This window comes from Paenibacillus nuruki, from assembly GCF_963311185.1.
GTDB lineage: Bacteria > Bacillota > Bacilli > Paenibacillales > Paenibacillaceae > Saccharibacillus > Saccharibacillus nuruki.
Window position 1 is genome coordinate 2,065,987 of sequence record NZ_OY725677.1, and the last position, 25,718, is coordinate 2,091,704.

General features: G+C 39.4%; 20 protein-coding genes. 5 read left to right on the plus strand and 15 right to left on the minus strand.

Going from position 1 to position 25,718, the window contains the following annotated elements; genetic code table 11:
* Position 1: 1 nt before the first annotated feature.
* The 8 genes from RCP16_RS08945 to RCP16_RS08980 form a co-directional block, all read right to left on the minus strand.
* Positions 2–2,065 (minus strand): beta-galactosidase, encoded by a 2,064-nt coding sequence (locus tag RCP16_RS08945; RefSeq protein ID WP_308642222.1) that lies wholly within the window; start codon positions 2,063–2,065, stop codon positions 2–4.
* Between the two features lie 369 nt (positions 2,066–2,434).
* On the minus strand, positions 2,435–3,313 hold the full coding sequence (locus tag RCP16_RS08950) for a carbohydrate ABC transporter permease (RefSeq protein WP_069328429.1): 879 nt from the start codon (positions 3,311–3,313) through the stop codon (positions 2,435–2,437).
* A 73-nt stretch (positions 3,314–3,386) separates the two neighbouring features.
* Positions 3,387–4,277: an ABC transporter permease gene (locus tag RCP16_RS08955; RefSeq protein ID WP_069328430.1), complete on the minus strand. Its 891-nt coding sequence runs from the start codon at positions 4,275–4,277 to the stop codon at positions 3,387–3,389.
* A gap of 177 nt (positions 4,278–4,454) precedes the next feature.
* Entirely contained in the window at positions 4,455–6,122 is a 1,668-nt protein-coding gene (locus tag RCP16_RS08960) for a type 2 periplasmic-binding domain-containing protein (protein WP_069328431.1), read from the minus strand.
* Between the two features lie 148 nt (positions 6,123–6,270).
* Positions 6,271–7,875, minus strand: coding sequence for a response regulator (locus tag RCP16_RS08965; RefSeq protein WP_308642223.1), 1,605 nt, complete (start codon positions 7,873–7,875; stop codon positions 6,271–6,273).
* 10 nt (positions 7,876–7,885) lie between these two features.
* A complete protein-coding gene (locus RCP16_RS08970) occupies positions 7,886–9,607 on the minus strand; it encodes a sensor histidine kinase (protein WP_308642224.1) in 1,722 nt (573 codons plus the stop codon).
* Positions 9,608–9,640: 33 nt separating this feature from the next.
* Complete coding sequence (locus tag RCP16_RS08975) at positions 9,641–10,369, minus strand: DUF1361 domain-containing protein (RefSeq protein WP_308642225.1); 729 nt, start codon at positions 10,367–10,369, stop codon at positions 9,641–9,643.
* Positions 10,369–11,322: an ADP-ribosylglycohydrolase family protein gene (locus RCP16_RS08980; protein ID WP_308642226.1), complete on the minus strand. Its 954-nt coding sequence runs from the start codon at positions 11,320–11,322 to the stop codon at positions 10,369–10,371. The genes RCP16_RS08975 and RCP16_RS08980 overlap by 1 nt, the downstream gene beginning before the upstream one ends.
* A gap of 86 nt (positions 11,323–11,408) precedes the next feature.
* Between RCP16_RS08980 and RCP16_RS08985 the strand changes: the two genes are divergently transcribed.
* The 3 genes from RCP16_RS08985 to RCP16_RS08995 all read left to right on the plus strand — a co-directional run bounded on the left by RCP16_RS08985 (position 11,409) and on the right by RCP16_RS08995 (position 14,398).
* Positions 11,409–12,185, plus strand: coding sequence for an ABC transporter ATP-binding protein (locus RCP16_RS08985; RefSeq protein WP_308642227.1), 777 nt, complete (start codon positions 11,409–11,411; stop codon positions 12,183–12,185).
* A gap of 109 nt (positions 12,186–12,294) precedes the next feature.
* Complete coding sequence (locus tag RCP16_RS08990; RefSeq protein WP_308642228.1) at positions 12,295–13,269, plus strand: aldo/keto reductase; 975 nt, start codon at positions 12,295–12,297, stop codon at positions 13,267–13,269.
* Between the two features lie 70 nt (positions 13,270–13,339).
* Positions 13,340–14,398: a S66 family peptidase gene (locus RCP16_RS08995; RefSeq protein ID WP_308642229.1), complete on the plus strand. Its 1,059-nt coding sequence runs from the start codon at positions 13,340–13,342 to the stop codon at positions 14,396–14,398.
* Positions 14,399–14,479: 81 nt separating this feature from the next.
* Here the strand turns inward: RCP16_RS08995 and RCP16_RS09000 are convergent, their stop codons facing one another.
* A complete protein-coding gene (locus RCP16_RS09000) occupies positions 14,480–15,352 on the minus strand; it encodes an aminoglycoside 6-adenylyltransferase (protein WP_137225091.1) in 873 nt (290 codons plus the stop codon).
* A gap of 289 nt (positions 15,353–15,641) precedes the next feature.
* Between RCP16_RS09000 and RCP16_RS09005 the strand changes: the two genes are divergently transcribed.
* Positions 15,642–16,625, plus strand: coding sequence for a FecCD family ABC transporter permease (locus tag RCP16_RS09005; RefSeq protein ID WP_308642230.1), 984 nt, complete (start codon positions 15,642–15,644; stop codon positions 16,623–16,625).
* Positions 16,626–16,736: 111 nt separating this feature from the next.
* The gene (locus RCP16_RS09010) at positions 16,737–18,050 is read left to right on the plus strand and encodes an MFS transporter (protein ID WP_069328441.1); all 1,314 of its coding nucleotides are present in this window, start codon (positions 16,737–16,739) and stop codon (positions 18,048–18,050) included.
* Positions 18,051–18,132: 82 nt separating this feature from the next.
* Here RCP16_RS09010 and RCP16_RS09015 read toward each other — a convergent pair whose 3' ends face one another.
* The 6 genes from RCP16_RS09015 to RCP16_RS09040 all read right to left on the minus strand — a co-directional run bounded on the left by RCP16_RS09015 (position 18,133) and on the right by RCP16_RS09040 (position 25,600).
* Entirely contained in the window at positions 18,133–18,558 is a 426-nt protein-coding gene (locus RCP16_RS09015; protein WP_308642231.1) for a VanZ family protein, read from the minus strand.
* Positions 18,559–18,590: 32 nt separating this feature from the next.
* Positions 18,591–19,751 carry a bis(5'-nucleosyl)-tetraphosphatase (symmetrical) YqeK gene (yqeK, locus tag RCP16_RS09020; RefSeq protein WP_308642232.1) on the minus strand — a complete coding sequence of 387 codons (1,161 nt, stop codon included), beginning with the start codon at positions 19,749–19,751 and terminating at the stop codon, positions 18,591–18,593.
* A gap of 35 nt (positions 19,752–19,786) precedes the next feature.
* Positions 19,787–21,526: a glycoside hydrolase family 2 protein gene (locus tag RCP16_RS09025; RefSeq protein ID WP_308642233.1), complete on the minus strand. Its 1,740-nt coding sequence runs from the start codon at positions 21,524–21,526 to the stop codon at positions 19,787–19,789.
* A gap of 129 nt (positions 21,527–21,655) precedes the next feature.
* Positions 21,656–22,510 (minus strand): Cof-type HAD-IIB family hydrolase, encoded by an 855-nt coding sequence (locus RCP16_RS09030; RefSeq protein WP_308642234.1) that lies wholly within the window; start codon positions 22,508–22,510, stop codon positions 21,656–21,658.
* A gap of 256 nt (positions 22,511–22,766) precedes the next feature.
* Positions 22,767–24,461 carry a M3 family oligoendopeptidase gene (locus tag RCP16_RS09035; RefSeq protein ID WP_137225097.1) on the minus strand — a complete coding sequence of 565 codons (1,695 nt, stop codon included), beginning with the start codon at positions 24,459–24,461 and terminating at the stop codon, positions 22,767–22,769.
* A gap of 146 nt (positions 24,462–24,607) precedes the next feature.
* A complete protein-coding gene (locus RCP16_RS09040; RefSeq protein ID WP_308642235.1) occupies positions 24,608–25,600 on the minus strand; it encodes a TRM11 family SAM-dependent methyltransferase in 993 nt (330 codons plus the stop codon).
* Positions 25,601–25,718 lie beyond the last annotated feature (118 nt).

Below are 25,718 nucleotides of genomic sequence, written 5' to 3' on the forward strand. Positions count from 1 at the left end.
ATTATAGGCTTCTTTTCAGTACACGAATTCCATATGCTGGAATCTCTATTTCTTTAGGTAATTCAACATGTTCTTGATCTTCTAATAGATCATAATAGGTCTGTTGATCCAATGAAATAGATTGTGCAGCAGAAGTGTAATTCTGAATAAACAGAAATTCATCTTTTTCATTCATACGTGAATGGGCAGTGACACCTTTAGGTAAATCTCCTGCTAATGTACGCTTGATTTCTTGACGATCTGTTAATTTTCCGATAAATGCATCTAAGAAATCATAGTCTGTACGAGCTGCAATATAGTAAGCTTCACCTGCTCCAAATGTATTGACTGTTAGTGCTGGACGATCTGCATAGAAGTCATTACCGTATACAGCCAATGCTTGTGCATTTTCCAAATGGATAAGATCACAAAGTTCTTTCACATCATATGTTCCTTGCATTTGTAATCCATTGTTGTCAGACATTTTTAAATGATTGCGCTCATGATCATGCAATCCATCGATTTCTTCTGACCAGATCCCTAGTACGTTGCGTAAAGGGCCCGGGAATCCGCCAAGGAAACATAAATCGGTCTCATTTACAATACCTGACCAGTACGTACTTACGAGTGTTCCGCCTGCTTCTACAAATTGCTCCATTCGTTCGCCTACCCCTTCACGTACCAGATATAACATAGGGGCTACAACGATTTTGTACTTGGACAAATCTTGATCCATATCGATCACATCGACAGGAATACCACGTTCCCAGAAAGGACGGTAACAATTAAGTACAGTCTCATCATACTTCATACCGATATTACGAGGACCTTGACTGTCTTTGATTGCCCAGCGATTTTCCCAATCGTAGATTACTGCGACTTCTGCATTCACATGGCTGCCGACGATATCTTGCATACTGGATAACGCTTGCCCCACATCTTGTACATCTTTAAATACACGTGTATGTTCATGTCCTACATGATCGACTACAGCACCGTGGAATTTTTCGCTTGAACCACGACTTTTGCGCCATTGGAAATACTGCACAGAATCTGACCCGTGTGCAACAGCTTGTAGTGAAGATAACATATGCATATTAGGACGTTTATTTTTACTGACTTCTTGCCAGTTTGTTAAGCTTGGTGTACTTTCCATCAATAAGAAAGGTTTTTGTTTGATCGAACGAACAATATCATGCATAAATGCAATACTTGCTCCCTGTACTTCATCTCCTGCTTGATCATGCCATGTTGGGTAACTATCCCAAGACAATACATCCAACAGATCAGCGAATTTCCAGTAGTTCAATCCATCGAAATTCCCTGTAAACATAAAGTTAGTCGTTACAGGCAGTAAACGATTGATTTTGCGCAAAGGTTCGATTTCATGACGGCAAAAATCTACTGTCTGATCGGTAACAAAACGACGCCAGTCTAAGTTCATACCATGCACTTGAGTCTCACCATGTGGAGCAGGTGATTCTACTTGAGACCAATCGGTATACGTATGACTCCAGAAGTTCGTCCACCATGCTTCATTTAGAGTATCAAGTGTTGTGTATTTGTTTTGCACCCAAGTACGGAAGGCATCCTGACAATAATCACAATGACATTCGCCACCGTATTCATTTGAAATATGCCAACCAATTACAGCAGGATGCTCTCCATAGCGTTCTGCTAATTTGGTATTCATGATATCGACTTTTTCACGATAAACCGGTGAAGTAAAACAATGATTATGACGGAATCCATGTAAATTGCGTACACGATTCGCTTCGACACGCAATACTTCAGGATATTTTGCAGACATCCAAGCTGGACGTGCTCCACTCGGTGTAGCTAACAATGCTGAAATTCCATTCGCTGCAAAATTATCCAGTATGCGATCTAGCCATTCAAAGTTATATACACCTTCTTCGGGTTCTAATGCGACCCAAGAGAAAATACCTACAGACATTACGTTACATTTGGCTAATTTCATCAAACGAATATCTTCTTCTAAAATATCTGGACGATGTTGCCATTGTTCAGGGTTATAATCGGCTCCGTGAAGCATTTGGTTCCAAGTGGATTCAATAGTGGTCATGATGGGCTCCTTTATTGTTACATATTTGCATTTAGTTAGACCGCTGCGGGAACGAAATCATTCTGTCGGGCGCTGGTAAGGTCGGATATCTTGATTGGACTGCTAAGCAGTCGATATCCAACCTTAAAGGCTTCCTTTAGAATTGATTTCGTTCCCTCCGCTCTGCTGGGGTGGCAACTTTTTACAAGATAAAGTGTGCCTATTGAATTGGGGTAGCAGGGGAGGGATTTTAAGATTGATGTTACTTTTTTATACCTTTATGCTCTTATACTTTTTTATTTATATCATAATGTAAAGCATCGTTATGCAAGATGTAGAATCTTAATTGGCATTACTATACCCTCATTTAGCAGTAATAATGAATGGTTACTATTCTTTTACAGAACCTAGAGTCATCCCTTTAACAAAGAATTTTTGTAGGAAAGGATAGACGATTAAGATAGGTGCTGCGCCGATGAAGATTTGGGCGGCTTTGACAGTTGTTTGTGAGATCAATTCCATTTCTTTCGGACTGGAACTCATAGAACTCATATCTTGTTGAATAATAACGGTTTGTAAAAATGTCGCTAGTGGGAATTGACTGGCATTATTTAGATAAAGCAATCCATCAAACCAAGAGTTCCAATGGAACACCATGCTGAATAGTGTAATGGTTGCGATCGATGGTAATGAGATCGGTAAGTAAATGGTAAACAAGGTACGGAATGGTCCTGCGCCATCAATAAATGATGCTTCTTCCAGTTCTTTGGGAATACCACGGAAAAAGTTAAGCATAAGGATAACCAGGAAGGTGTTCACTGCACCAGGTAATACCAGTACCCAGAATGAATCAATCAAGCCTAATTTCTGAATAACGATATAGAATGGTACTAATCCGCCGGTAAATACCATACTGAATACGAAGATCCATGAGTAAATATTACGTCCTTTAAATACCGAGTTGTCTTTAGACAACGGGTAAGCGGCTAGGAAGGTTAGACATAATGTAATTGCTGTACCAATCACGGTACGTAAGACAGATATCCAGATGGAATGTAAAAATACTGGATTAAACATCGTCTTTTTATAGGCTTCTAATGAAAATTGGATTGGCCACAAAGCGACTAGATTAGCATCTGCTGCTGCTTTGGAACTGAGTGAAATCGCTAGTACATGCACTAAAGGTATAATACACATAATCGATAACAGGATAAGCAAAATCGTGTTAAATACATTGAAAACACGATATCCTCTGGTTTTGAAATACATATTCTCCCTCTTTCCTTTATGTTTCGCTTTTTAAATGATCCGTTGATGTTGTACTGAGGTTAATACATAACCTTTAGAATATACGGTAGTTCGCCCATTTGTACGCCAAACGGTAAGACAAGAGAATAAGAACCATACTGATCACAGATTTGAACAATCCAATAGCTGTACCAAAGCCCATTTCACCATTCAAGATCGCTGTACGATAGACAAAGGTGTCAATAATATCGCCTTTAGCATAGACAAGCGGGTTGTATAAGTTAAATATCTGATCGAATCCAGCGTTCAATACATTACCAAGTGCTAGTGTACCTACTACAGCTACCATTGGAATCATTGAAGGAATCGTAACGTACAAGGTTTGTTTGAGTCGAGTTGCTCCATCCATCTCTGCTGCTTCATAAAGAGAAGGATTGATACCTGCCAGTGTTGCTAAGAAAATGATTGTATTGTATCCAAATTCCTTCCATACATCAGATGCAATGACTGTGAACCGGAACCAGTCATTATCCCCGAGAAAGAAGATCGGTTGCACACCAAATGTGCTTAAAATACGGTTAGCGAATCCATCAGTTGCTAATAGATCAATCAATATCCCGCCCAAAATTACCCATGACAGAAAATGCGGTAAGTAGACTAACGTTTGAATGGTACGTTGCAATTTAACACGACGAATCTCATTCAATAAAATCGCAAAAATAAAAGGAACAAATAAATTAAAAATCAGTTTGAGCACAGCAATCACTAATGTGTTCCAGATTACTTGTATACTATCTTGTCTTTCAAATAAATAACGGAAGTTAGCCAGTCCTACCCATTCGGAACCTGTAAATCCTAACCACGGCTTATAATCTTGAAATGCCATCACAATCCCAGCCATCGGTACATAACTGAAAATAAGCAAGAAAATCATAGATGGTAGTAACATCACATGAAACGGCCAAGTTTTTCTAAGTGTTTTCATTTCTCTCCTCCTCATACCTTCTATATCGTTTTTCCTCTATATTCCGATATCTCTATATATTGCTTACTGTTATGGTTGTAATTAGTAGATAGGAAGAAAATAACGACTCTGGATAGAGTCGTTATTTTCTCATATCCTTTTATTGCATTTCGATCATTCTTAATGTATTACTTAAGATTATTTATGAACGCTCTTATACCAGTCATTTACTTCTTTGGTTACTTCGTCTCCACCTGACGTTTTCCATGTCTGTACAAAAGTATCAAATGAATCGATAGGTGATTTACCGTAAATGATTTCATTAAAAGTTTGACTCTCGATTTTGTTCAAATAGTCCATTTTTGTTTTCATGCTTTGTGTTGTTGGACCTGTAAACATATTTGGATAAGAACTGTCTTTCTGAGACATCAATACTTTAGCCGCTTCCGGTGTCAAAGGCCCATAGTTATTTTGAATATCACGTTCTAGACGAGTCTCTGCTTTACCACCATCTGCTAATTTAATCAAAGCATCCATTTGAGCATTAGGAATACGTGCGCCATCACGAACTAACAAGTAACGTACACTGTTCACATAACCACCCGGGATATTTTCGCCTGTCAACAATTTGCCTGAAGAATCGACATCGTAGTCATATCCTTTGAATAAACCTTTATCAAATTCACTATTTGCTGAAGGATTAGCCAATTGATCAAACATATAGTTTTGGTACGTAAAGAATGCTTCAGGATGTTTCATGTTTTTATTGATCAATGTTACGCCGTTCGTTGTTGTTGTACCATGACGCATCGCTTTGCCATTCGGTCCAACAGGGATCGTGATGGGTTTCCATACTGCACTTGGAACGTTTTTCACAGTATCTTGTAACGGCCATCCGCTCATCCAGTAAGGTCCTGGCAAAATACCTGCTGTACCTGCAACTGCTGGTTCAGAAGTTTTATTTTCATCCCATAGTGCTGCTTCTTTCGGAATGTATCCTTTATCAAACCATTCTTTGATCTTCACCAGACCTTCTTTCATACCAGGTTGGATCGAACCGTATTGCAATGTACCATCAGAACCAAGATTCCATTGTTGAGGAATCGTTCCATAAGCTCCGAAGATCCACGAAGGATCACCCATCCATGTGTTCATAGAAGATTTGAATCCGATACTGAGTGGAATTACTTTATCTGGTGCTAATCCATCTGGATTATTGTTTTTGAAAGCTTCCATTACTTTTTCTAGCTCATCCATAGTAGTAGGCGCTTTCATATTTAGCTTGGTTAACCAATCTTGACGAATCCACAATACATAATCATGGTTGTATGCATAATCAAGTACAGGAATACCCATTTTTTTACCATCACGGATATAAGGATTCCATACATTAGCATCTTCAGACATTGCCTTTTTCCACGTATCTGAAGCGTATTTGTCGAACAACGGTCCAACTTCGCTATACATACCAGAATCGATCAAATCTTGTGCAAGTTGCGAATCCGTATCACCGATTGTCACGACATCTGGCATTTCTTGTCCTGAAGACATTGCCAATCTGACTTTCGTTGCAAATGCACCGTTCGTATCGGTTACAGACCAGAGTGATTTGACATCAATACCGAATTTATCTTTTGCCCATTTGGTTGCTACATTATTTTCAGCAGATTCTCCATTTTTAAATTGTAAGGTTGGATCTACTCCCCACACTGTGGTGATCGTTACTGGAGGATCGTATTTCTCTTTGTATACGTTTTCAGTATTGACCGCCGCAGGTGCGCTTTCTTTTCCGCCTCCGCATCCTGCTAGGCTTGCCGCTACAAGTAGTGTACTCATGACGATTGTTGCTGTTTTCTTGATTCCCATGTTGCTCCCCCTTATTCTACATTCAAGCTTATTAGTTCTCACGTTCGTTCATATTGTATGTTGCTTCTTGCTTACTTCTTAAGTATAGGTGCAAGAACATCAATCGCCTATGTCACGAATATAACATTCCTGCACCTTTTGCAATCATTTATGTTTCACGGAACTCATTTGGAGTCATTCCGTAATGTTTTTTGAACAATTTGCTAAAGTATTGGGGGTTTTGATAACCTAACGCTGCGGTAATCTCATAAATTTTGCTATTGGTGTGTTTGAGCATATATAATGCTTTTTCCATCCGAATCCGAATAATATAATCGCCCAGTCCTTCACCTGTTTCTGTTTTATAGATTTTAGACAAATACACGGGATGAAGAAATACACGATCTGCAATCGTTTTGACCGATACATCTTGCCCTAGACTTTCAGCGACCATTTCTTGCACTTGCTTCACAATGCGGCTACGACTTGGTTCTAATGCTGAAGGTGTTCCTTGCAGTTCAATCCGGGTCAGCACACTATTACACCATAGACGAAGCTTGCTGAGTGAACCTGTAATCTGTTGCGCTGAAAAAGGGTCTAATCCTCCTGAATCCGAAGCTGCTAATTTGTAGCCATGATGATGTGCCATATACACCAGTGCATTACTCACTGCCAGATAGACTTCATACAAATGTTCATGGGTTAAGGGTAAGGACTCCATCGTATCAAGCACTTGATCGACCTTTTGCTTAGCGGCATTCCATTGTGCAGATTCTAACAGATGAATAAGCGCTGGCGGTTTGTAGAGCGATTCCATAAATTTCATAGCAGATGGACGTTCTAACGGTTGATGCTGTTCTTGAATAAAATGAATGCCTTGTTCTGCTGCTGCATAAGCCAGATGGGCAAAACGCATCATATGACGATAGGTCGATGACATTTCTGCCGGGAATACAAAAGGATCACTAACCCAGAAAGACAAATTCGTTTTCAAATAACGATGTACGCTATCTCTTAGTTCACGTATGTGTAGCTTATAACCCGAGTAGATCTGAGCATCATACTGCCATAAGATCACCAAACCTCCTTGTGGTGCTCTCCCTAACCAGACTCCTCCATGCGCACCTAGAATCTCATTTGTAATATTCCCAATCGCATATTCTAACAATCGAATTGCTTCTTCTGTCTGATCTTGGGTGTATGACCCTGGAGGAACAAATAACATCTGCGCTGTATGATTTGGCTTAATCTGAATATCATACGTTTCTAAGCGAGATAACATACTACGATCAGAAGCTTCTCTGCCAAGCAGTAGATCATTTAGCAGACCATCTCGCAACAACTCAAGCTCCGATTGACGCTGATAAGCCAGCTGATTATATTTATCTGTCTGTCCCCACTCGGCTTCAATCTCATTCACTACACGACGAATACTTTCCATAAATGGATCATCATCAACAGGCTTGAGAATATAATCGCCTGCTTTGAGACGAATCGCTTTCTGTGCATATTCAAAATCAGAATAACCAGTTAACACCAGTGTACGAATATGTGGCCATGTATTTCCGATTTCAGCCAGTAACTCGAGTCCATCCCGATCAGGCATACGGATATCAGTCACTACGACATCAATATCATATTTTTTTAACGTTGTCAGTGCTTGATCTACTGAATCTGCACGATACACGTCTTCTATCCCTAATTCTGTCCATGGAATCGTGAGTTCTAAGCTTTCTGTAACATAAGATTCATCATCGACAAGTAAAATGTTCATAATTAACGGTTCACTCCTGAATGTTAGTTCCTTTATTTTGCGTCCAACTGAGAGTCACTTTAAGTCCACCTAATTCAGATGGTGACAAATGCACCCCAGATTGCTCGCCAAAACGCAATGTTAATCGTTGATGTACATTCCATAGTCCACAGCCCATTTCTTCGCCTAATGGTTCGGATAGACTCTGCTGTAGATGTGCTAAAGCTTCAGGTTCCATTCCTTTTCCATCATCTTCTACGCTCAAAAACCACTGTTCTTCATCACACCAACCATGAATAGTGATTAACCCTGCTGACGAATACCGCTCAATGCCATGAATCACTGCATTTTCAACAAGTGGTTGTACAATCAGCGGTGGAATCAGAATGTGTTTGATATTTTCTGACAAATGAATATTATAATTCAATCTGGACATACGCATCTGCTGAATTTTCAAATAATTTTGGACAAAATCAATTTCTTCTGTCATCGGAACCAGATCACGTTCTTGACGGGTTGTATATCGATAATATTGAGACAAATTTTTGGACATCGCAATAACGGCTTGCTGGTTATTCAGCTTCGCCATACTGGTAATAAATGAAAAGCAATTGTAAAAAAAGTGCGGATTAATCTGTGACTGTAGCTGCTTCAGCCTCGCTTCACGCACATGAATTTTCTCCATATACACATTTTCAAATAGAGATTGGATCTGCGCCACCATTGAGTTAAAGCGAATCGATAGATAAGCAAATTCACTTCTACCTTTCGGTCGTATACGTACCGAATAATCTTCTTGCTTTAACCGATCAAATCCAGCAATCAACTGACGAATCGGAACCTGTACCTGTGCGTATAGAAGATAAGAAGCCAGACAGCTCATTAATAACAGAGCGATCATCGACAAATAAAATAATCGATTCGAATTATGGATCGGCTGTAACACATCGTCCAAAGGAATATAGTCTACCATGTACCAACCGGTTACTTCAGATCGAACAGCATTCACCATGTACTGTTGATCCGCGATCTCAATCGTGCGACTTTCTAAAGCTTGTAATGGCTTTTCTCTAAGATGACCGATCAATTCATCTGTTAAGACATGATCAGCTGAACGATTATAGACGACACCCAGTTCTGGATTATAGTAAAAAGGATCACGTCGACCATCACTTTTGAATTTATCAAGCATATCTTGAATATTACTACTATCAAATTCCACCCGTATCACGGTACTTGCATCTCGCAAATCTGGAGTATTGGCAGTATACGGAGAAATGGTTGTCCATGAGAAATTGAATGTGGTTCTGTTATTATCATGTAATGAAGTGACTTGCCAGCCGGGCTTCGCCCAACGTTGAGCTTGACTGATACGATAGTCTTTCATATCGTTATCTGTAACTAACCGCATCAGGCTTGGCGAATAGATCGACAAATGACTTCGCCAGTTCGATGAACTTTCTTGAATCGCTAATTTACCTTGAATACGCTTGACCAATGTGATCGCATCAAGATTTAGATATCCATTTTGTAAATAAATATCATTAAAACTCACAATATCCGGATCATGAATTAACAAATTCGGCCATGATGATAATAATTCGATGTTGGTATTAACCTGTGTCTGAAAAAAGTTCAATTGATTAATATTCGATTGATTCAGTTCCCGGCTGAGTACTTCTGTTGTTGTACGGTTAGAGTAGATATACAGAATCATAATAGGAATCAGCATAATCACAATTAACATGACCATCTTAGTAAATAAATTATATCGATACATCCTGCTTCATCCTCGCCTTGTCATAAACATTCCGCCACGCATCATAAAATACCCGATCAGGCTAATCACCCAGATCATTGCTGTAAAAACAAACATAAAATGTAATTGCACCGGATCAGTCACAATGTCTATCACATCTTTCCAGATTGACTTGGGATGTGTTATCGCATTCCAACTATTCCAACGAATAAACCGTCCAATATAGATACCGATACTGCTTAGAATCAGAACAATATGCGCAAATATCCACGAACGTACAACACCATAACGTTCACTCACTAATTGCTGTATCGAAGACAATGAATACGTACCTAATCCCAATCCTAATATAGCCGCGACAAAAAATAAAAACAGATGATACCAGAATTCCAAATGAAATAAAAAGCGTTGTCCTGATGGAACTTCAAAATGAACAAACGGATGCAATGTGTCTGTTACCAGATATACTGAATTGGGATAAAACAATAACCAGACAATTCCTGCTCCAATCACCAATATATTTTTGATCCAAGACTGACGTAACTTGACCAATACATCTATACACAACGCTAGACCAATCGGAACCCAGCCTAGAAAAATGTCCCAGTTTAGATAACGGTAAATATCTCGCCCTGTATAATCTCGTAAATGAATACCTAGTGCTACACAAAACCCTGTAGCGATCAATAACGTGATCAACATAACTAGTTTGCCTGTCCATACTTTGGTACCCCAGATATTGTAATTCTGATTCATTATGATTCTCCTTGCTGGTCAAATTGTTCACAGTACTCTAGCATTTCTTCCAATCGAGCCAATTGCTTGATCCAATCGCTAGGAATCTGATCATAACCGTAATGTATTCCAGCCAGTCCTCCTGCTACAGCGGCTGTTGTATCGGTATCTTCACCTAGATTCACTGCTTGTAATACCGCATCTCGATAATTTGAAGTATGCAGAAGTACCCATATACTGGCTTCTAATGTGTGCACTACATATCCGCTTGAAGAGATTTCTTCTATAGGAAACTGATCGATCGAGCCACTAAGTAAGCGCTGATACCGTTCTATTTCTGGATAATCGGCATATTCACTATTAATGATCTGACAAGCCTTTTGATAGCCATCTTTGATTGTCATCGGTGAAGAAGCTTGTAACAACTGGATACCTATTTCGACATAAATAATACTCCCAAGAATAGATACAGGATGACGATGCGTTAAAGAAGATACCCGTGTAACCCAATCCAGACGTGTACTCGCATCTTGATCGACTAATTTATAAATTAAAGGCAGAATACGCATCAATGATCCATTCCCATTGCTATACTCGTCATGACCTCCTGCTTGTTCTGGATAGTTCGGATCTTTTTCTATAAGTGCAATGGCTTTTCGGGTCGCAATCCCAATATCAAATACTTCATAGTGTGCACCCCAGAGCCCTTGACGATACCACTGAATAAAACGTCTTCCCAAATCGATCGTATCCAATTGTGGATGGTGAACAAGACTAACTAATAATGCGACCGTCAATGCACCATCGTCTGACCACGTCCCTGCTGGTTGTTGATGAGTACCATAACCGATCATATCTACAGCAGGCTGACGAGCTATGATTGAACGATCCAAAAATTCGTAAGGGACACCTACAGCGTCTCCAACTAACAATCCGATGATTCCATCTTTACTAGAATGGTTTATAAATGACATATTATGTAGTCTCCTTCTCTGATTAATTTCAATGTATAAATCATTTAATGCTATAATAATTTCCAAACTTATGAGGAGTGAGCGATATGATTATTGATATACAACACGCCAGCTGGCGCAGAGATCAGACTACGATTATCAACGATATTTCCTGGCAAGTACAGCCCGGAGAACATTGGTGCTTACTCGGTCTCAACGGTTCGGGCAAAACCACATTACTGAATATGGTAAATGGTTACATTTGGCCGACAACAGGTAGTATTAACGTGCTTGATGAACAATTTGGTGCTGTCGATCTGCGAGAACATCGAAAAAAAATCGGCTGGGTCAGTACATCGATGCAACAACGATTACATGGTCATGAGAAAGCAGAGAACATTGTGCTTAGTGGCAAATTTGCTTCGATTGGTATTTACGATCAGATCGAAGAACAAGATCATGCACAAGCTTTATCTATTATGAAGCAATTGGATGCCGAAAGGCTAGTAGGACGCACTTATGATACCTTATCTCAAGGAGAGCGGCAACGTATTCTGATTGCTAGAGCTTTGATGGCGTCGCCAGAATTGCTGATTTTGGATGAACCTTGTACAGGGCTTGATATTTTTTCACGTGATCAATTACTGCATCGGATACAATCGATAGCGATGCAAGATCATGCGCCTACATTACTCTATGTTACGCATCATATCGAAGAAATCATGCCTTGCTTTAACAAAACATTATTGATTCGTGATGGAGCGGTATTTGCTTCAGGTGATACAACAGCGATGGTGGAATCCAAGCAACTCAGTTCTTTTTTCAATACCCCTGTAGATGTACGATCTGAACCCGGACAACGCTACTCTATTCGCTTGGTATAATAAGTAAAATAATCGTCAAGGGTACGGTTACAGACTTTATTTGTACTTCATGCTCGATTACTCACCACATCGATACATCTAAGAATAAATCACATAAAGGAGTATACCTATGAACTATCGTAACCTTGGAAAAAGTGGATTAAAAGTGTCTGAACTGGGTCTAGGCACCAATTCTTTTGGCAAACGTGCAGATCAAGAAACATCGATTCGTATTTTACATACTGCTATAGATCGGGGAATTAATTTTATTGATACCGCTAATATCTATGCAGGCACAGCTTCAGAACGCATTATTGGTCAAGGTCTACAAGGTGGTAAACGTCAACAAGTGGTATTAACGACCAAAGCTGGTCTTCCAATGGGTGAGGGCCCTAATGATCGTGGTTCTTCTCGCTATCATCTTGAACGCGAATTGGATCAAAGTCTCAAACGGTTGCAGACCGATTATGTAGATCTGTATCAAATTCATACGTTCGATCCATATACTCCATTAGAAGAAACATTGCGTACACTAGATGATATGGTACGTTCAGGTAAAGTAAGGTATATCGGCGCTTCGAATTATGCGGCATGGGAATTGATGAAAGCATTAAGTATCAGTGACCAATTCAATCTCAATCGGTATGTATCACTTCAGACCTCATACTCTTTAGCAGATCGTACACCCGAGCAAGAAGTGGTTCCTTTATGTTTGGATCAAGGGTTAGGCATTATTCCTTATTTCCCTCTTGCTGGTGGTATTCTTACTGGTAAATATTCAGATAAGCAACCTTCTCCTTCAGGTTCGCGTGCAGATACAGATCCTTCTTTCCAGCGCTTTTTTAATACCCAACGTCTCAATCTAGGTGAAGTATTACGACTGTATGCACAAAATCGTTCCACTGAACCTACAACGCTTGCCTTAGCATGGTTACTTAAACGTCCTGCTGTTGCTACAGTCATTGTAGGCGCTACACATGCAGATCAATTGGAAAGTAATCTGCATAGCTTAGACTATGTCATTAGTGATGAAGTCGATGCTCGATTAGATGAAATGAGCCGTTCAAACAAGAATGGAGAACCTTTTGCTAGTTATCGCATATAATGAAGATAGGCATACTCTATATTTCGTGTAACTACCATCGTATTCAGAACCGTCGGGAGGTTAAATCATTATGACCCATCATTCAGATTTGTATGCTTCGCACATCATCTATCCTGCACCTTTACAAGCAGGCGATCTTATCGGTATTATTGCTCCATCCAGTGGGTTAGAACCAGAGATTCATCATTTAATACACCGGTCTACAGCGTATCTGCATCAATTAGGGTATCAGACACGTGTCGGTAGCAGTGTATGGACTAATGATAAATGTGTAAGCTTACCTAAAGAACAACGGGCAGCCGAGTTAGAGCAATTCCTGCTTGATGATAAGATCAAAGCCATTATTCCTCCATGGGGTGGCGAATTTCTAATGGATATTTTGCCCTTATTAAATTGGGAAAAGATTCGTCAAGCCTCACCTACATGGATTCTAGGATTTTCAGATATTAGCACTTTAACCTTTACGTATACGATGATGACAGGATATGCATCAGCTCATGGACCTGGAGTGGTTGATATTTCAGGAGCGGATGATAATCTAACGATTCGCTGGCAGGATCTTTTATCTGCTGCATCAGGACAAAGCGTCGAGCAATCATCTTCTACGTATCATCAGACGCATAGCGATTATTCGAAGCCTAATTTCAATCTGGATACGCCTACAGAATGGAAGATTCTCGGACAAGAAGATCAACCAGAATCTTCTCTTGAATTGTCAGGTCGATTGATAGGTGGTTGTATGGATGTGCTTACTCCACTGATCGGTACACCATGGGCTCCTGTGACTGATTTTATCCAACATTATGATCAAGAAGAAGGATTTATCTGGTATCTGGAAAGTTGTGAAATGAATGCGGGTGATATTTATCGTCATCTCTGGCAAATGAATCAAGCGGGTTGGTTCCAGCATACACGTGGTGTGCTGATCGGTAGACCAGCTGGCTATACACCTGTCAAAAATTTCGAAATTCAAGATGCATTACAAGCTGTATTCGGAGAACAACAGATTCCTGTGATTTATAATGTAGATATTGGACATATTCCTCCGCAACTTACGTTAATTAATGGGGCTAGTACTCATATTCAGGTATCTAATGGATCAGGTACAGTTCAACAAACATTACGCTAAATAACAAAAAGACTGCGTCCTCAGTAATCTTGGGATGCAGTCTTTTTGTGTTCTATATTGATTCATCATACAGATAGAAACTTATTGGTTTTGAAGTTGATGCAAATAGTGAATCATGCGCTGATCTTGCTCATGATCATATTCGTAGCCTGTCACTTCTGCTACATATACCGATAGATTACGGAATAGCTTTGTCATCTGAAGCAAGCTTTGCCAGTTATCATCTAACAGATTGCCTGCATACGTTTGTGCTAATGCTTGCGCTAATTCAGGTTCTAGCTGTTGTCGATATCCAGCCCGATCATGATGATACATCACATCCCACTCATGCTGACTACCTGCATACCAATCTAACATTTTTTCAAGATAACGAGTTCGTAGAATATGATCCAACTGATATTTAGCGACAAGCAATTCTTGTTGCAAAAGGCTTTTGGCTGTTTGCATACAATACCACCAAAATTCATGCTGAATCTGTTCATATTCTTGCCGTGCAGGTTTATTTAGACGTACAGACTGTTGATTAAGTACCACGATTGAATGTTGTATACGATGATCTTTATCCAGCAATACTTGGTATATCGGTGTAGTGAAAGCAGATTCATTGTCGATCTGATTCTCCCATTCACTCACAGGATAGATTTGAAATTCGATTTCGATACCATCGGTATACAATACATTCTGAGTACAAGCAACCGCTCCAGTCACCGAATGATGACGAATATGTTGTAATGTAGTCAACGGTTCTCCGAATGTATGCAACCATTCTTCTTGCCAGATCATTGTATTCAGTTCATTCACTATACATTGAATATGATAGGTTGCTAACGGATTACTATGAACTTGATCATTACCATGTGTACCTGCCAAAACAACAGCACGAATATTGGTTGTCTGTTCTGCCCATGTGACGATCATATTTATAATTTGCTCTTGTGATTTGATTGTATTCACTGTTTTATCCCACCTGTCTGCAAATTAACTCTTTCACCTTATCCTTCTTTTTCATATTAACAAAGTTTACCATATAAAAGCTGTATTACTTTGCATTTCATAGCTCATTTTCATCAATTATGTAAATTTTTGCTCAAACAGTGAAAAATAACAATCTTCTTTCCGATAATAGATAAGGTACTCTACAAAATAGCATCTATAGATAGACGTTTTATCAGATGGATCATGTAGCACTTACATAATTTAGATTGGCACAAATACTCAATCTCATAAAGGAGTGAATTTTTTTATGTCTCGCTCGACAGCGATTCCTACTACTTCTGTAACTCCTAAGCATGTACCTCATTATATGATGATGGTACTGATTATTGGAGTTATTTTAGTGATCATTGAATGTTATTTTTCAGTAAGGATCAACAGAGAACACATGTATTCACAAACTGGATCACTTTTTCGTACATTAGGCTGTATTCTTGTAGGAGCTTGTCTAGCCGTATCCGGCACAGTCATGCAGTATATTTCGCGTAACACAATGACTTCTCCTTCCACTATGGGCTTGACTCAAGGAACAGCGCTAGCATTATGCATTATTATTATCTTTCTACCTTCACTAAGTCAGTGGATGATTATGATCTGGGCGATTGCAGGCGCAGCTATAGGTGGATTCGTAGCTTATAGTATCGGCAATCTACTTCCATGGAAAGTAAAATCATTACGCCAGATCAGTGGCGGAATCGCAGCTGTCTTCTTAATTACAGTGATCTCTATGATTATATATTCTTCTTATTCTACTATTGATTATATCGATCATCTGGTGAATCCTACTATATTAGGTGACCCACGCTTTACCATCTGGGTGCTGTTACCTGTCACTGTAGGCGCAATAGTAATCTGCTGGTTACTTTCACTACGTGTACCATCCCGCTCAACAACAACTCGTTTCTTTTCATTAAGTTGGGCAACGATCATTTGTATGCTGATGGTGATTCTGATGACAGGCATATCGACGATGTTAGCTGGGCCGCTTGGACTGGTGGGCATTATTATTCCAAGTATATTGCGCTTTTTCTTTCATCAACCGCCGATTCGCTGGTTGATTCTAGGGTCATCGATTTATGGTGCAGTATTGATTCTTGGATTGGATATTTTATCGCATACGATTGATCCGATTTTTGATATTTCGGTGATGCCGATCACCGTTATTATCGGTGCTCCTTTTTTAATTTATCAGATTAGCAAAGAAATTGAGAGAAATCTACTTCGTTATTCGTAAGCTTCTACTGTAAGTATGGATGTATCCGGCTCTTTCCCTTTATAAATCAACAACAAACTGTTATACTACGAAGGTTGATTGCAGATACATCCAACAGGGGAGGCATATGACGTGCGTGTACTGATATCGATCTGGAACGAAATACGTAGTTGGCCGCACAATGTGCGGTTATTTTTCTGGGCTAATTTATTTTATCAAATAGGTACAGGGATGTTCAGTGTACTCTACAATTTGTATATTCAAGGGTTAGGTTACCCCGATGTGATGAACGGACGTATTATTAGTATTCAATCCTTAGCTACTGCTATTTTATTTATACCTGTCGGATTAATGGGCGATCGATTCAGCCGTAAAAAGTTACTAGTGCTGGGTGCTTTGACCAGTGGTCTATTTTTTATCGGTAGATCTTTTGCGATGAATGAACAAAGTTTATTAGTTTTAGCTGTATGTTCGGGAATATTTGCTTCTATTTTTCAAGTCATGGCTATTCCTTTTTTGGCTGAAAATGTAGAGAAATCCAAGCGTCTACGAATGTTCAGTTATCTGGCTTGTCTTACACTTGCAGCTCAGGTACTGGGTAATACAGGCGGTGGTGTGCTTGCCGATATTCTACAATTTACAGGACTCACGTACATATTAAGTCTACAGTTAGTGCTTTTACTGGGGAGTATAGCGACTTTAGCTGCTTTTATCCCTATGGCGATGATTCGGGAAAATGCTTCATCTGCGGCACCTGCTCCACTTGAAGTTAAAATACTAGAGACCAAGCAAGCCGAACCTGAACCAATAGCCGTCTCGACTGCGACTAAATCTGTTCCATCGACTGCTCATTCAGATACTGTATTTATCAGTCGCTTTCTACTCGCTCAGTTATTAACAGGATTAGGTTCAGGGTTAGTCGTGCCTTACTTAAATTTGTATTTCACCAATCGATTCGCAGTTTCGTTAACTTCAATGAGTATATTGATTTCGTTAGGACAATTAATGACGATTGTATCGATGTTACTCGGCCCTTCGTTGGCAGCACGAATAGGTCCAGTACGAGCGGTGGTTGTGTTTCAATTGCTATCGTTACCGTTCTTATTGTTAACCGGATTTACAAATGTATTGATTATCGCTTCAATTAGCTTTTTGTTCCGACAAGCACTGATGAATGCGGCAAATCCTTTGCAATCTTCTATCATGGTAGATCGTGTGTCTGACAAAAGACGCAGCATCGCCAATTCATTAATGCAGACCGTATTTATGTTAGGTTGGGCAAGTATGGGACCTGTACAATCGTATCTAGTCACTAGCTATGGAACGTATTGGGGTTATGCGATTGCGTTTAGTATCACAGGCGTATTGTATACGATCTCTTCGTTGTTATATTACTTTATGTTCCGTAAGCCCACGAACACAGGGAATCAACCCGTTTCTATCTAAATAGGCTACATCATAGGCAACTTTACAAAACTATATATTATGAATTAAAAAAGCATCCTGTTATCAAGCAGGATGCTTTTCTTTATAATGATCTTTGTCTAAACGTAGATATATAATGCCATAGACACCAACCTATCGTTGCCCCGATCGAATTTAGAATCAGATCATCGATATCAAATGTTCCACGTTTACTGATCATCTGTACAATTTCGATAATGAGAATACCTAATGCAAAGCGAATCATAAATGCCCGCCAAGTATATGACTTTAGCAAAGGAATACATACTCCAAACGGAACAAAGACAGCAATATTTCCGAATAAATTAATCCACTGATCGATCCGCCCACCTACTCGCATCAAAGCAAAATCAGTAATCGTATGAAAAGGAACGATATTATACCGATAAGCTGATTGAGGGTCATACTCTCTTCCAAATCCGAAAAACATCCAATACAGCAACAATGGCGTGTATATACATAATAAAATAAACGACACTTTTCTGATCATACAGACCTACACTTTCTTTGTACTACTGTTCATCACGAACGCAAGCTGATGTCATATCCTATCTGATAAAAGTCAGCAAGGTCTTGTCTACCCGTAGCGGATAAGCGCTTGATTGCTTCTTCAATACTCACCACATCTACTACAGAGACCTGTTCTCCATCTGGAGGATTAAGTGGTTGATGATTGAGCTGTACCTGTCCATAGACAGTAAGACGAATAAAAGAAGGATGTGGAATATACGATCGATAAGGAGTCTCGGCAGAAGAGATACATTGAAAATAGCCGAAAACATGATAATCGATAAGGGTTGCCCCCATTTCTTCCATAACTTCACGCTCAAGAGCAGTTACATAATGTTCTCCTTCTTCCAATGTCCCTCCTGGCAATTCCCAGCGTCCATCTTCCAATTGCATGATCACCACTTGATCGCCTACCATCGGTACAATCGATATGTTACTAATCTGTGCAATATCTATTTCATCTAGCGAAGTAATTGGTTGGAATCTTGCTGTAACCGGTCCCCAAGAAATAGGTTGTGAGAGCGCTGGTAATGTACTTAATAATTGCCCGGTTTGCTTCATATCAAAAGCTGCTTTTGCCGCTTTGAGCCATGGATGAAGTACCATCTGCTCTCGTTGTTGCCAGATATAATCCAAATACACTACAATCGCATCATCTAAAGAATGCTCTGCGGCAGATTTCATCTGATGAATAAAAGGAGCCGAATCTTCTGATGCCCAAGAGCATTTATCGGCTACAAATAGAATTTTATCCATCGTGCCAAGCTCAGCTTGTAGTGTCGTATGACAAGTAATCGCACTTAACAGATCTGATTGATCCAAACCGAACCATTCCGCGGCTAACCAGCTGGATAATTTCTGATGCAATACATAAGGAACTTGTCGTTCTTCAGCTAATATTTCGATCCCTAGTTGCTCTGCCAGTATAACTTTCTCATGATCGGTCAATAGTGTACTGAGATCATGTAAGTATCCTGCATATTGAGCGGTATGTTGATCTGCTCCATACCGTTCTGCCAACATCACCGCTTGCTTTGCCACATTCAGACTGTGTTGCCATGTATCTTGTTGATGATTTTTATCAAAGGTATATTCAAGATAATCAGGTATAGATTGTTCTGGATGATAAGGTTCTAAATATTGCGCTAACAGTTGCTGGGCTATATTGTTCATTACTTTTTCCACTCTCCATCCAACGCATTCATCTCTTATTTAAAATATCGTGTTACCACTTCATATGCAAGTTTGGGACGGCGATAACCATCTACGATTCCTTTATTGTTTTGTGTACGTGCTCGCATCATCGGCCAGATGCCTTCTTCCGTAACACGACAATCGCAGAATTGCCAGATAAACATCCCTGATATATATGCTCGCTCATTATATGCTCTCAAATTACTTTCAATAATATCTGCTTGTCGTTCTTCTGTGCCTTTGACACGATTAGGTGAACGATAGCCATAAAATCCATCTGCTCCAAATTCACTCATTATCATCGGTTTCCCTTTTCCACCTGCTTGATCTGCCCATTGGCGTGCTAGATCGCATAATTCCCCGGGATCTTCATCCCCATACCAACCTGGATAGAGATTAAAAGATACAATGTCTGCTAGATCAAAACAAATCTCATTTTCCCGATGATGAGAAGCAAAGCTAAGCGGTCGACTATGATCTAAGCTACGAATCTGCTCCAATTGATGTTGATAATGAACTCGACCTTCTTCTTGATCGCTTGCACATTCATTTAGAATGGCCCATATGATAATCGATGGATGATTGTAATGTTGAGTGACCATTTCACGATTTACTTGTTCACACTGCTCTATAAATTGCGGATGACGCATATCTTCGATACTCAATCCACGAGCATGATTTTCTTCCCATACCAGTATTCCATATTCATCACATAGATCAAGAAAACGTTCATCATTTGGATAATGACTCGTACGAACGGCATTTGCACCTGTATGAATCATTAATTCTAGATCCTGTACCATCAATGCGATAGGAAAAGAAGCACCGACCATCGGATGATCTTCATGGCGATTGAACCCTTTTAACACAATAGGTTGGTGATTCAGTAACAACTTCCCTTCATATGTATTGATCGTTCGAAATCCTACCCGTTCCACCCAATCATCTACAAGTTCTACCGTGTTCGACTGATGCTGATACCATAAAGTCTGCCATTCATAAAGATAAGGATGCTCACAGCTCCATGACTGTATATTCGAAAATGTGAACGTGTGCGTAAATTCCAAATATTGTCCAGCTTTTAGCGTGATTTCTGGTAATTCTTGCTTCCAGAGTGTGGATTGCTGAAGAGGTGATAATTCAAATTGGATGTGCCCTTTAATATCATGATCTGCATGAGACTGTAGAGCTATCCGCACATTTGCTTGCCAGTTTCCTTCTTCATCTGTTGTCCAATCTTCTTTGATAGGTGTAAATTGAACCCATTGAATGGAGCAACTTTGTAGCGGAAGTATTTCTATTATGACCGGACGAATCATACCTCCATATGTATAGTAATCATTAGGAAGATGAAGGGCAGAATGTTGACCAAATGAATTATCTACTTCTACACACAATTCATGAGCACCCGGCTCTACATTCATAATAGTCGTATCAAATGCTGTATAAGCATTATAATGCTCAGCTACTTGTTGTCCGTCCCAATAGACTTTAGCGGTATGACTCACACCTTTGAATAGCAGCCGAACATGGGCTGTATTGTCGATATAAATCGATCTGCGATATATCCCATGTCCGCGATAAGTCAACAATTGAGGATGCATTTCCCAACAACCGGGTACAGCAAGCTTGTAATCATAATCTATATTTTCAGCTAATCCGTCTATTGATAACGCTCTCATTTTACCAAAGTCCCATAGACCTTCTAGTGATTGTCTAGCCCGAATACGATGATTTTGAAATAATCGATCCATAATGCACTCTCCTTTGATCTATCCGAATGTACGATTAGCTTAGCATAACAAAAATACAGAAACCAGCACAAAAAAGAAGCAAACCTATTCTTTTAGCCTATAGCCAAAAAAGATGGTTTGCTTCACATTTTATCTAATTACTGGATTATATTGTTCAGTCCAGCTCTGTTCAACATGATCAATAATTTCAACCAATGCTTCTTCATTATTTGTTTTTACCGTTATCCAATTGGCCACTTTTTTGAGATCTGAATGTGCATTTTGCATCGCTACACCATGCCCTGCTAGCTTAATCATTTCTACATCGTTTAAATGATCCCCTACAGCTAGCACTTCATCAGGCTGACTACCTGTCATCGTAATTAATTGTTGTAAGGCTGTTCCTTTGTTTATCCCAAAAGGCAATATTTCTAAAATGTCATGTTCTGATTTAACGGTATTTAGAAATTCAATCTGTTGCTGAAAAAGAGTTAACGATTCAGGCTCGCCCAGTAACATCATCTTAGTAATTTGTTCAGCAATATGTTCTAATCCCATCAAAGTAATCACTTGTACTTCCACTTGCTCTTTATCAATCCAACACTGGATTCTAGGCGTAATTCGTGTGCAGTAAATCTGTTCCTGATGAAATACAAGCAAGTCCAGATCAAAGGGCTGACGAATACTATAGTAGTGATTAAATATCCACTGTACATGCGATTTAGAGACAAATTGCTCTTCAAGAAAGCAAGCTTGTAGCGGATCATAGATCTTGGCTCCATTATATAGAATCAGAGGATTGGTTAGATGCAATAATTCTATAAACGGTTGTACGCTCATTAGTGATCGACCTGTAGCTAAAGTAAAGTATCCTCCACGTTCTGTAAATGTACGAATACGTTGCTGAATATATGGAGATATCTGTTGGTGTGTATCTAGTAAAGTGCCATCTACATCTGATACGATCCAACGAATAGGCATATGCATAGACTGATCGATAGACATCGTTAGCCCCCTCAATATATAAAATATGTAAAGCATCGGTTAGTATACATGCACATTCATCGCATCAAAAGAATATTTGCCAAGCAATCACGTTACGTTATCCATCTTACAAGCCAATTGTTAGCCACAGTATCATTTTGTGCTGTTGATTTGTTAAATGCAAAAAAAGACTGACATGGATCAAAGATCGCAGTCAGCCTTTTTGTACATATATACATTTATTGATATGAAAATCTTATCGCTTGGTTAGTAGAATTTACAATTTCTTATCGTCTACTTTATTCAACCAATCTTCAATATTACCAATCACTGAAGCTACACAACCGTCTTCAAATGGAGACGTCAACCCGCCTACTTTCACAAGCTCTGTAAATGGTTTGCTTCCACCTGCACGACATAATTGAAGATAATCATCCCATGCTGGCTTCTGATCTTCATTCATCCGTTTCCAGAATTGGAAAGCACAGATTTGAGCCAGTGTATAGTCAATATAATAGAATGGCGATTCATAAATATGACCTTGTTTTTGCCAGTAAGCTCCACTTTGCAGATATAGATTATCGCTTTGATCCCAGAATGGTAGGTACTTCTCTTCTACCGATTTCCAAGCCGCTTTGCGCTCTGCTGGTGTGAAGTCTGGATTTTCATAAATAATATGTTGGAATTCATCGACAGCGACTCCATAAGGAATAAAGATTAACCCGCTGGATAAATGATCGAATTTGTATTTCTCTGTATCTTCTTTGAAGAACAATTCCATCCATGGCCATGTAAAGAACTCCATACTCATCGAATGAATTTCGGCGGCTTCTGAGGTCGGCCATGTGTATTCAGGCACTTCAAAATGACGGCTTTCATAGACTTGGAAAGCATGCCCTACTTCGTGTGTCAGTACATCAATATCGCCCGATGTTCCATTAAAGTTAGCAAAAATAAATGGACTTTGGTGGTCATTAATAAAGGTACAATAACCGCCACCCATTTTACCTTTTTTACTTAACAAATCCATCAATTCATGTTCCATCATAAATTCATAGAATTCATTAATTTCTGGCGACAATTCTTTATACATTTGTGCACCGTTTTGGATAATAAATTCAGGATCACCTTTAGGCGTCGGATTACCTGTAGGGAAAGAGTACTCTTGATCAAAATAAGACAAGCGCTCTAATCCCAAACGCTCACGTTGACGTTCTTTCAAACGCGCTGCTGCTGGGACAATATACTCCTGAACTTGTTTGCGGAAATTAGCTACTTGTTCAGGACCATAATCGGTACGTCCCATACGTGCATATCCTAATGCTGTAAATGTTTTGTATCCTAGCTTGTGAGCAATCGTTGTACGAATCTTAACTAACTCATCATAAATACGATCCAATTCTTCGCCTTGTTCAGCAAGGAATCCATAACGAGCTTCGCCTGCACGTTGTCTCATATCACGATCTTTAGATAAACCAAACGGTGCTAATTGAGAAAGGGTACGTTCTTCCCCTTCAAACGGAATTTTAGCCGATGCAATCAATTGAGCATAAGCAGTCGTTAACTTATTTTCTTGTTGCAAATCTGCAATAATATCCGGATGGAATGTTTTAAGTTTCATTTCAGCTAATGCGAATAGGTGGCTACCCCATTTTTGCTCTAATTCGGTACGGAACGCAGAAGTAACCAGTGCCTTATAATACGTGTCTATGTACTCTTGAAACAGAGGATCGATTTCATCCATGTAATCTTGCTCTGCTTTGTAGAATTCATCATTCGTATTAATAGAATGGCGAATATAGACAAGTTGTGCTTGAGTTGAATACGTATTGAACAACTTGTTAATTTCAGCCATCGCACGATCCTGCTCTTGAAACGTAGTTGCATTTACAAATTGACTTAACAATTCATCAAATGTAACTTTAACCGCATCCAAATTCGGGCGTTCGTAAGGAAATTCACTAAATTTCATAGGGTATACATCCTCTCTGTATGTAAGCTCCCGGCACATACCGGTTGTTTACATGTTACTAAATTTCACACACAATTTATAGTTTTTTTATCCAATGGTCGAATAAATAGTAAAAATTGCATCTATAGTCTCATATGAACTTGATGTTATTGGCAAATAAATAGATAGCGTACAAATTTTCCTTTGCGAATATGGCAGACTTCGATCACTTGTAAGCCTACAGCTTCGATAGAATCTTCTATAGGTTCTGTCGCCAGAATAAGAATACGCTCTCCTAGACGTTTGCTACTGGCAAGCATATCTAATCGTTCTTCACTGCTTAGCACAGAGCACAAATTATAAGGTAAATCCAAAACTAACGCATGATAGCGTCCTTCTAATTCTCGCATATCTGCTATCTTCACAATATCTGGCATACCGTAATAAGATAGATTTTCTCGTGCTCCTTGCACTGCTAAAGGATTAAGATCATAACCTATAATGTCTATACCTATAGATAAAGCTTCGATCAACACCGTTCCTATGCCACAACAAGGATCAATCATTGTTATTCCTGTAGGTTGTGGAACAGCAATATTGACGACGGCTCTAGCGACCCGTGTACTGAGTGCTGTAGAGTAATGTTTGGGTTTATCATTATGGTGAAGCCAAACAGGTTCAGAAGCTATACATGTTCCTACCACCCAGCGATGATTGGCAAATGTAATCCCTAGCATGATTTGTGGATTTTTCATTTGAGCTTTGCCGCGAATATTCATGCCTATTTGGCGTTCTATCGAACGTTTTTCATCATAGGTAAATAACTGTTCTGCATCAAGGCACATTAATTTGAACGTCTGCTCTTGTAATTGGATGCTCTGTACTATCATTTCTAATTGTTCTAATGTGTTAGCTTCATATTGCACAGCTATCCGATAGTGGATAAAAGGGCTACGGTTGGGAGATATAGCCATGTTCGTTTCAAGATAACGGTCATGCAATGTGGACTCCGATGTTCTATAGGTAAATAACGAACGTAATTCTAACTGACATAGCTCATACTCATCTTCATGACAAGCATAAGTATAGATATAGGAAGCGGCATGTTCTGGATTCGATTCATCCGGTGTGTCAGATGAAGATGGTGATGGATATAGCACGATATTAACCTCTTTTCGTTGTTCAACTTCTACTGATTATATCAAACTATAATGAATTAAAAAAAGATCAGATGCACTTATCAAAAGTGATCTGATCTCTTGTCATGAATCTATCCGC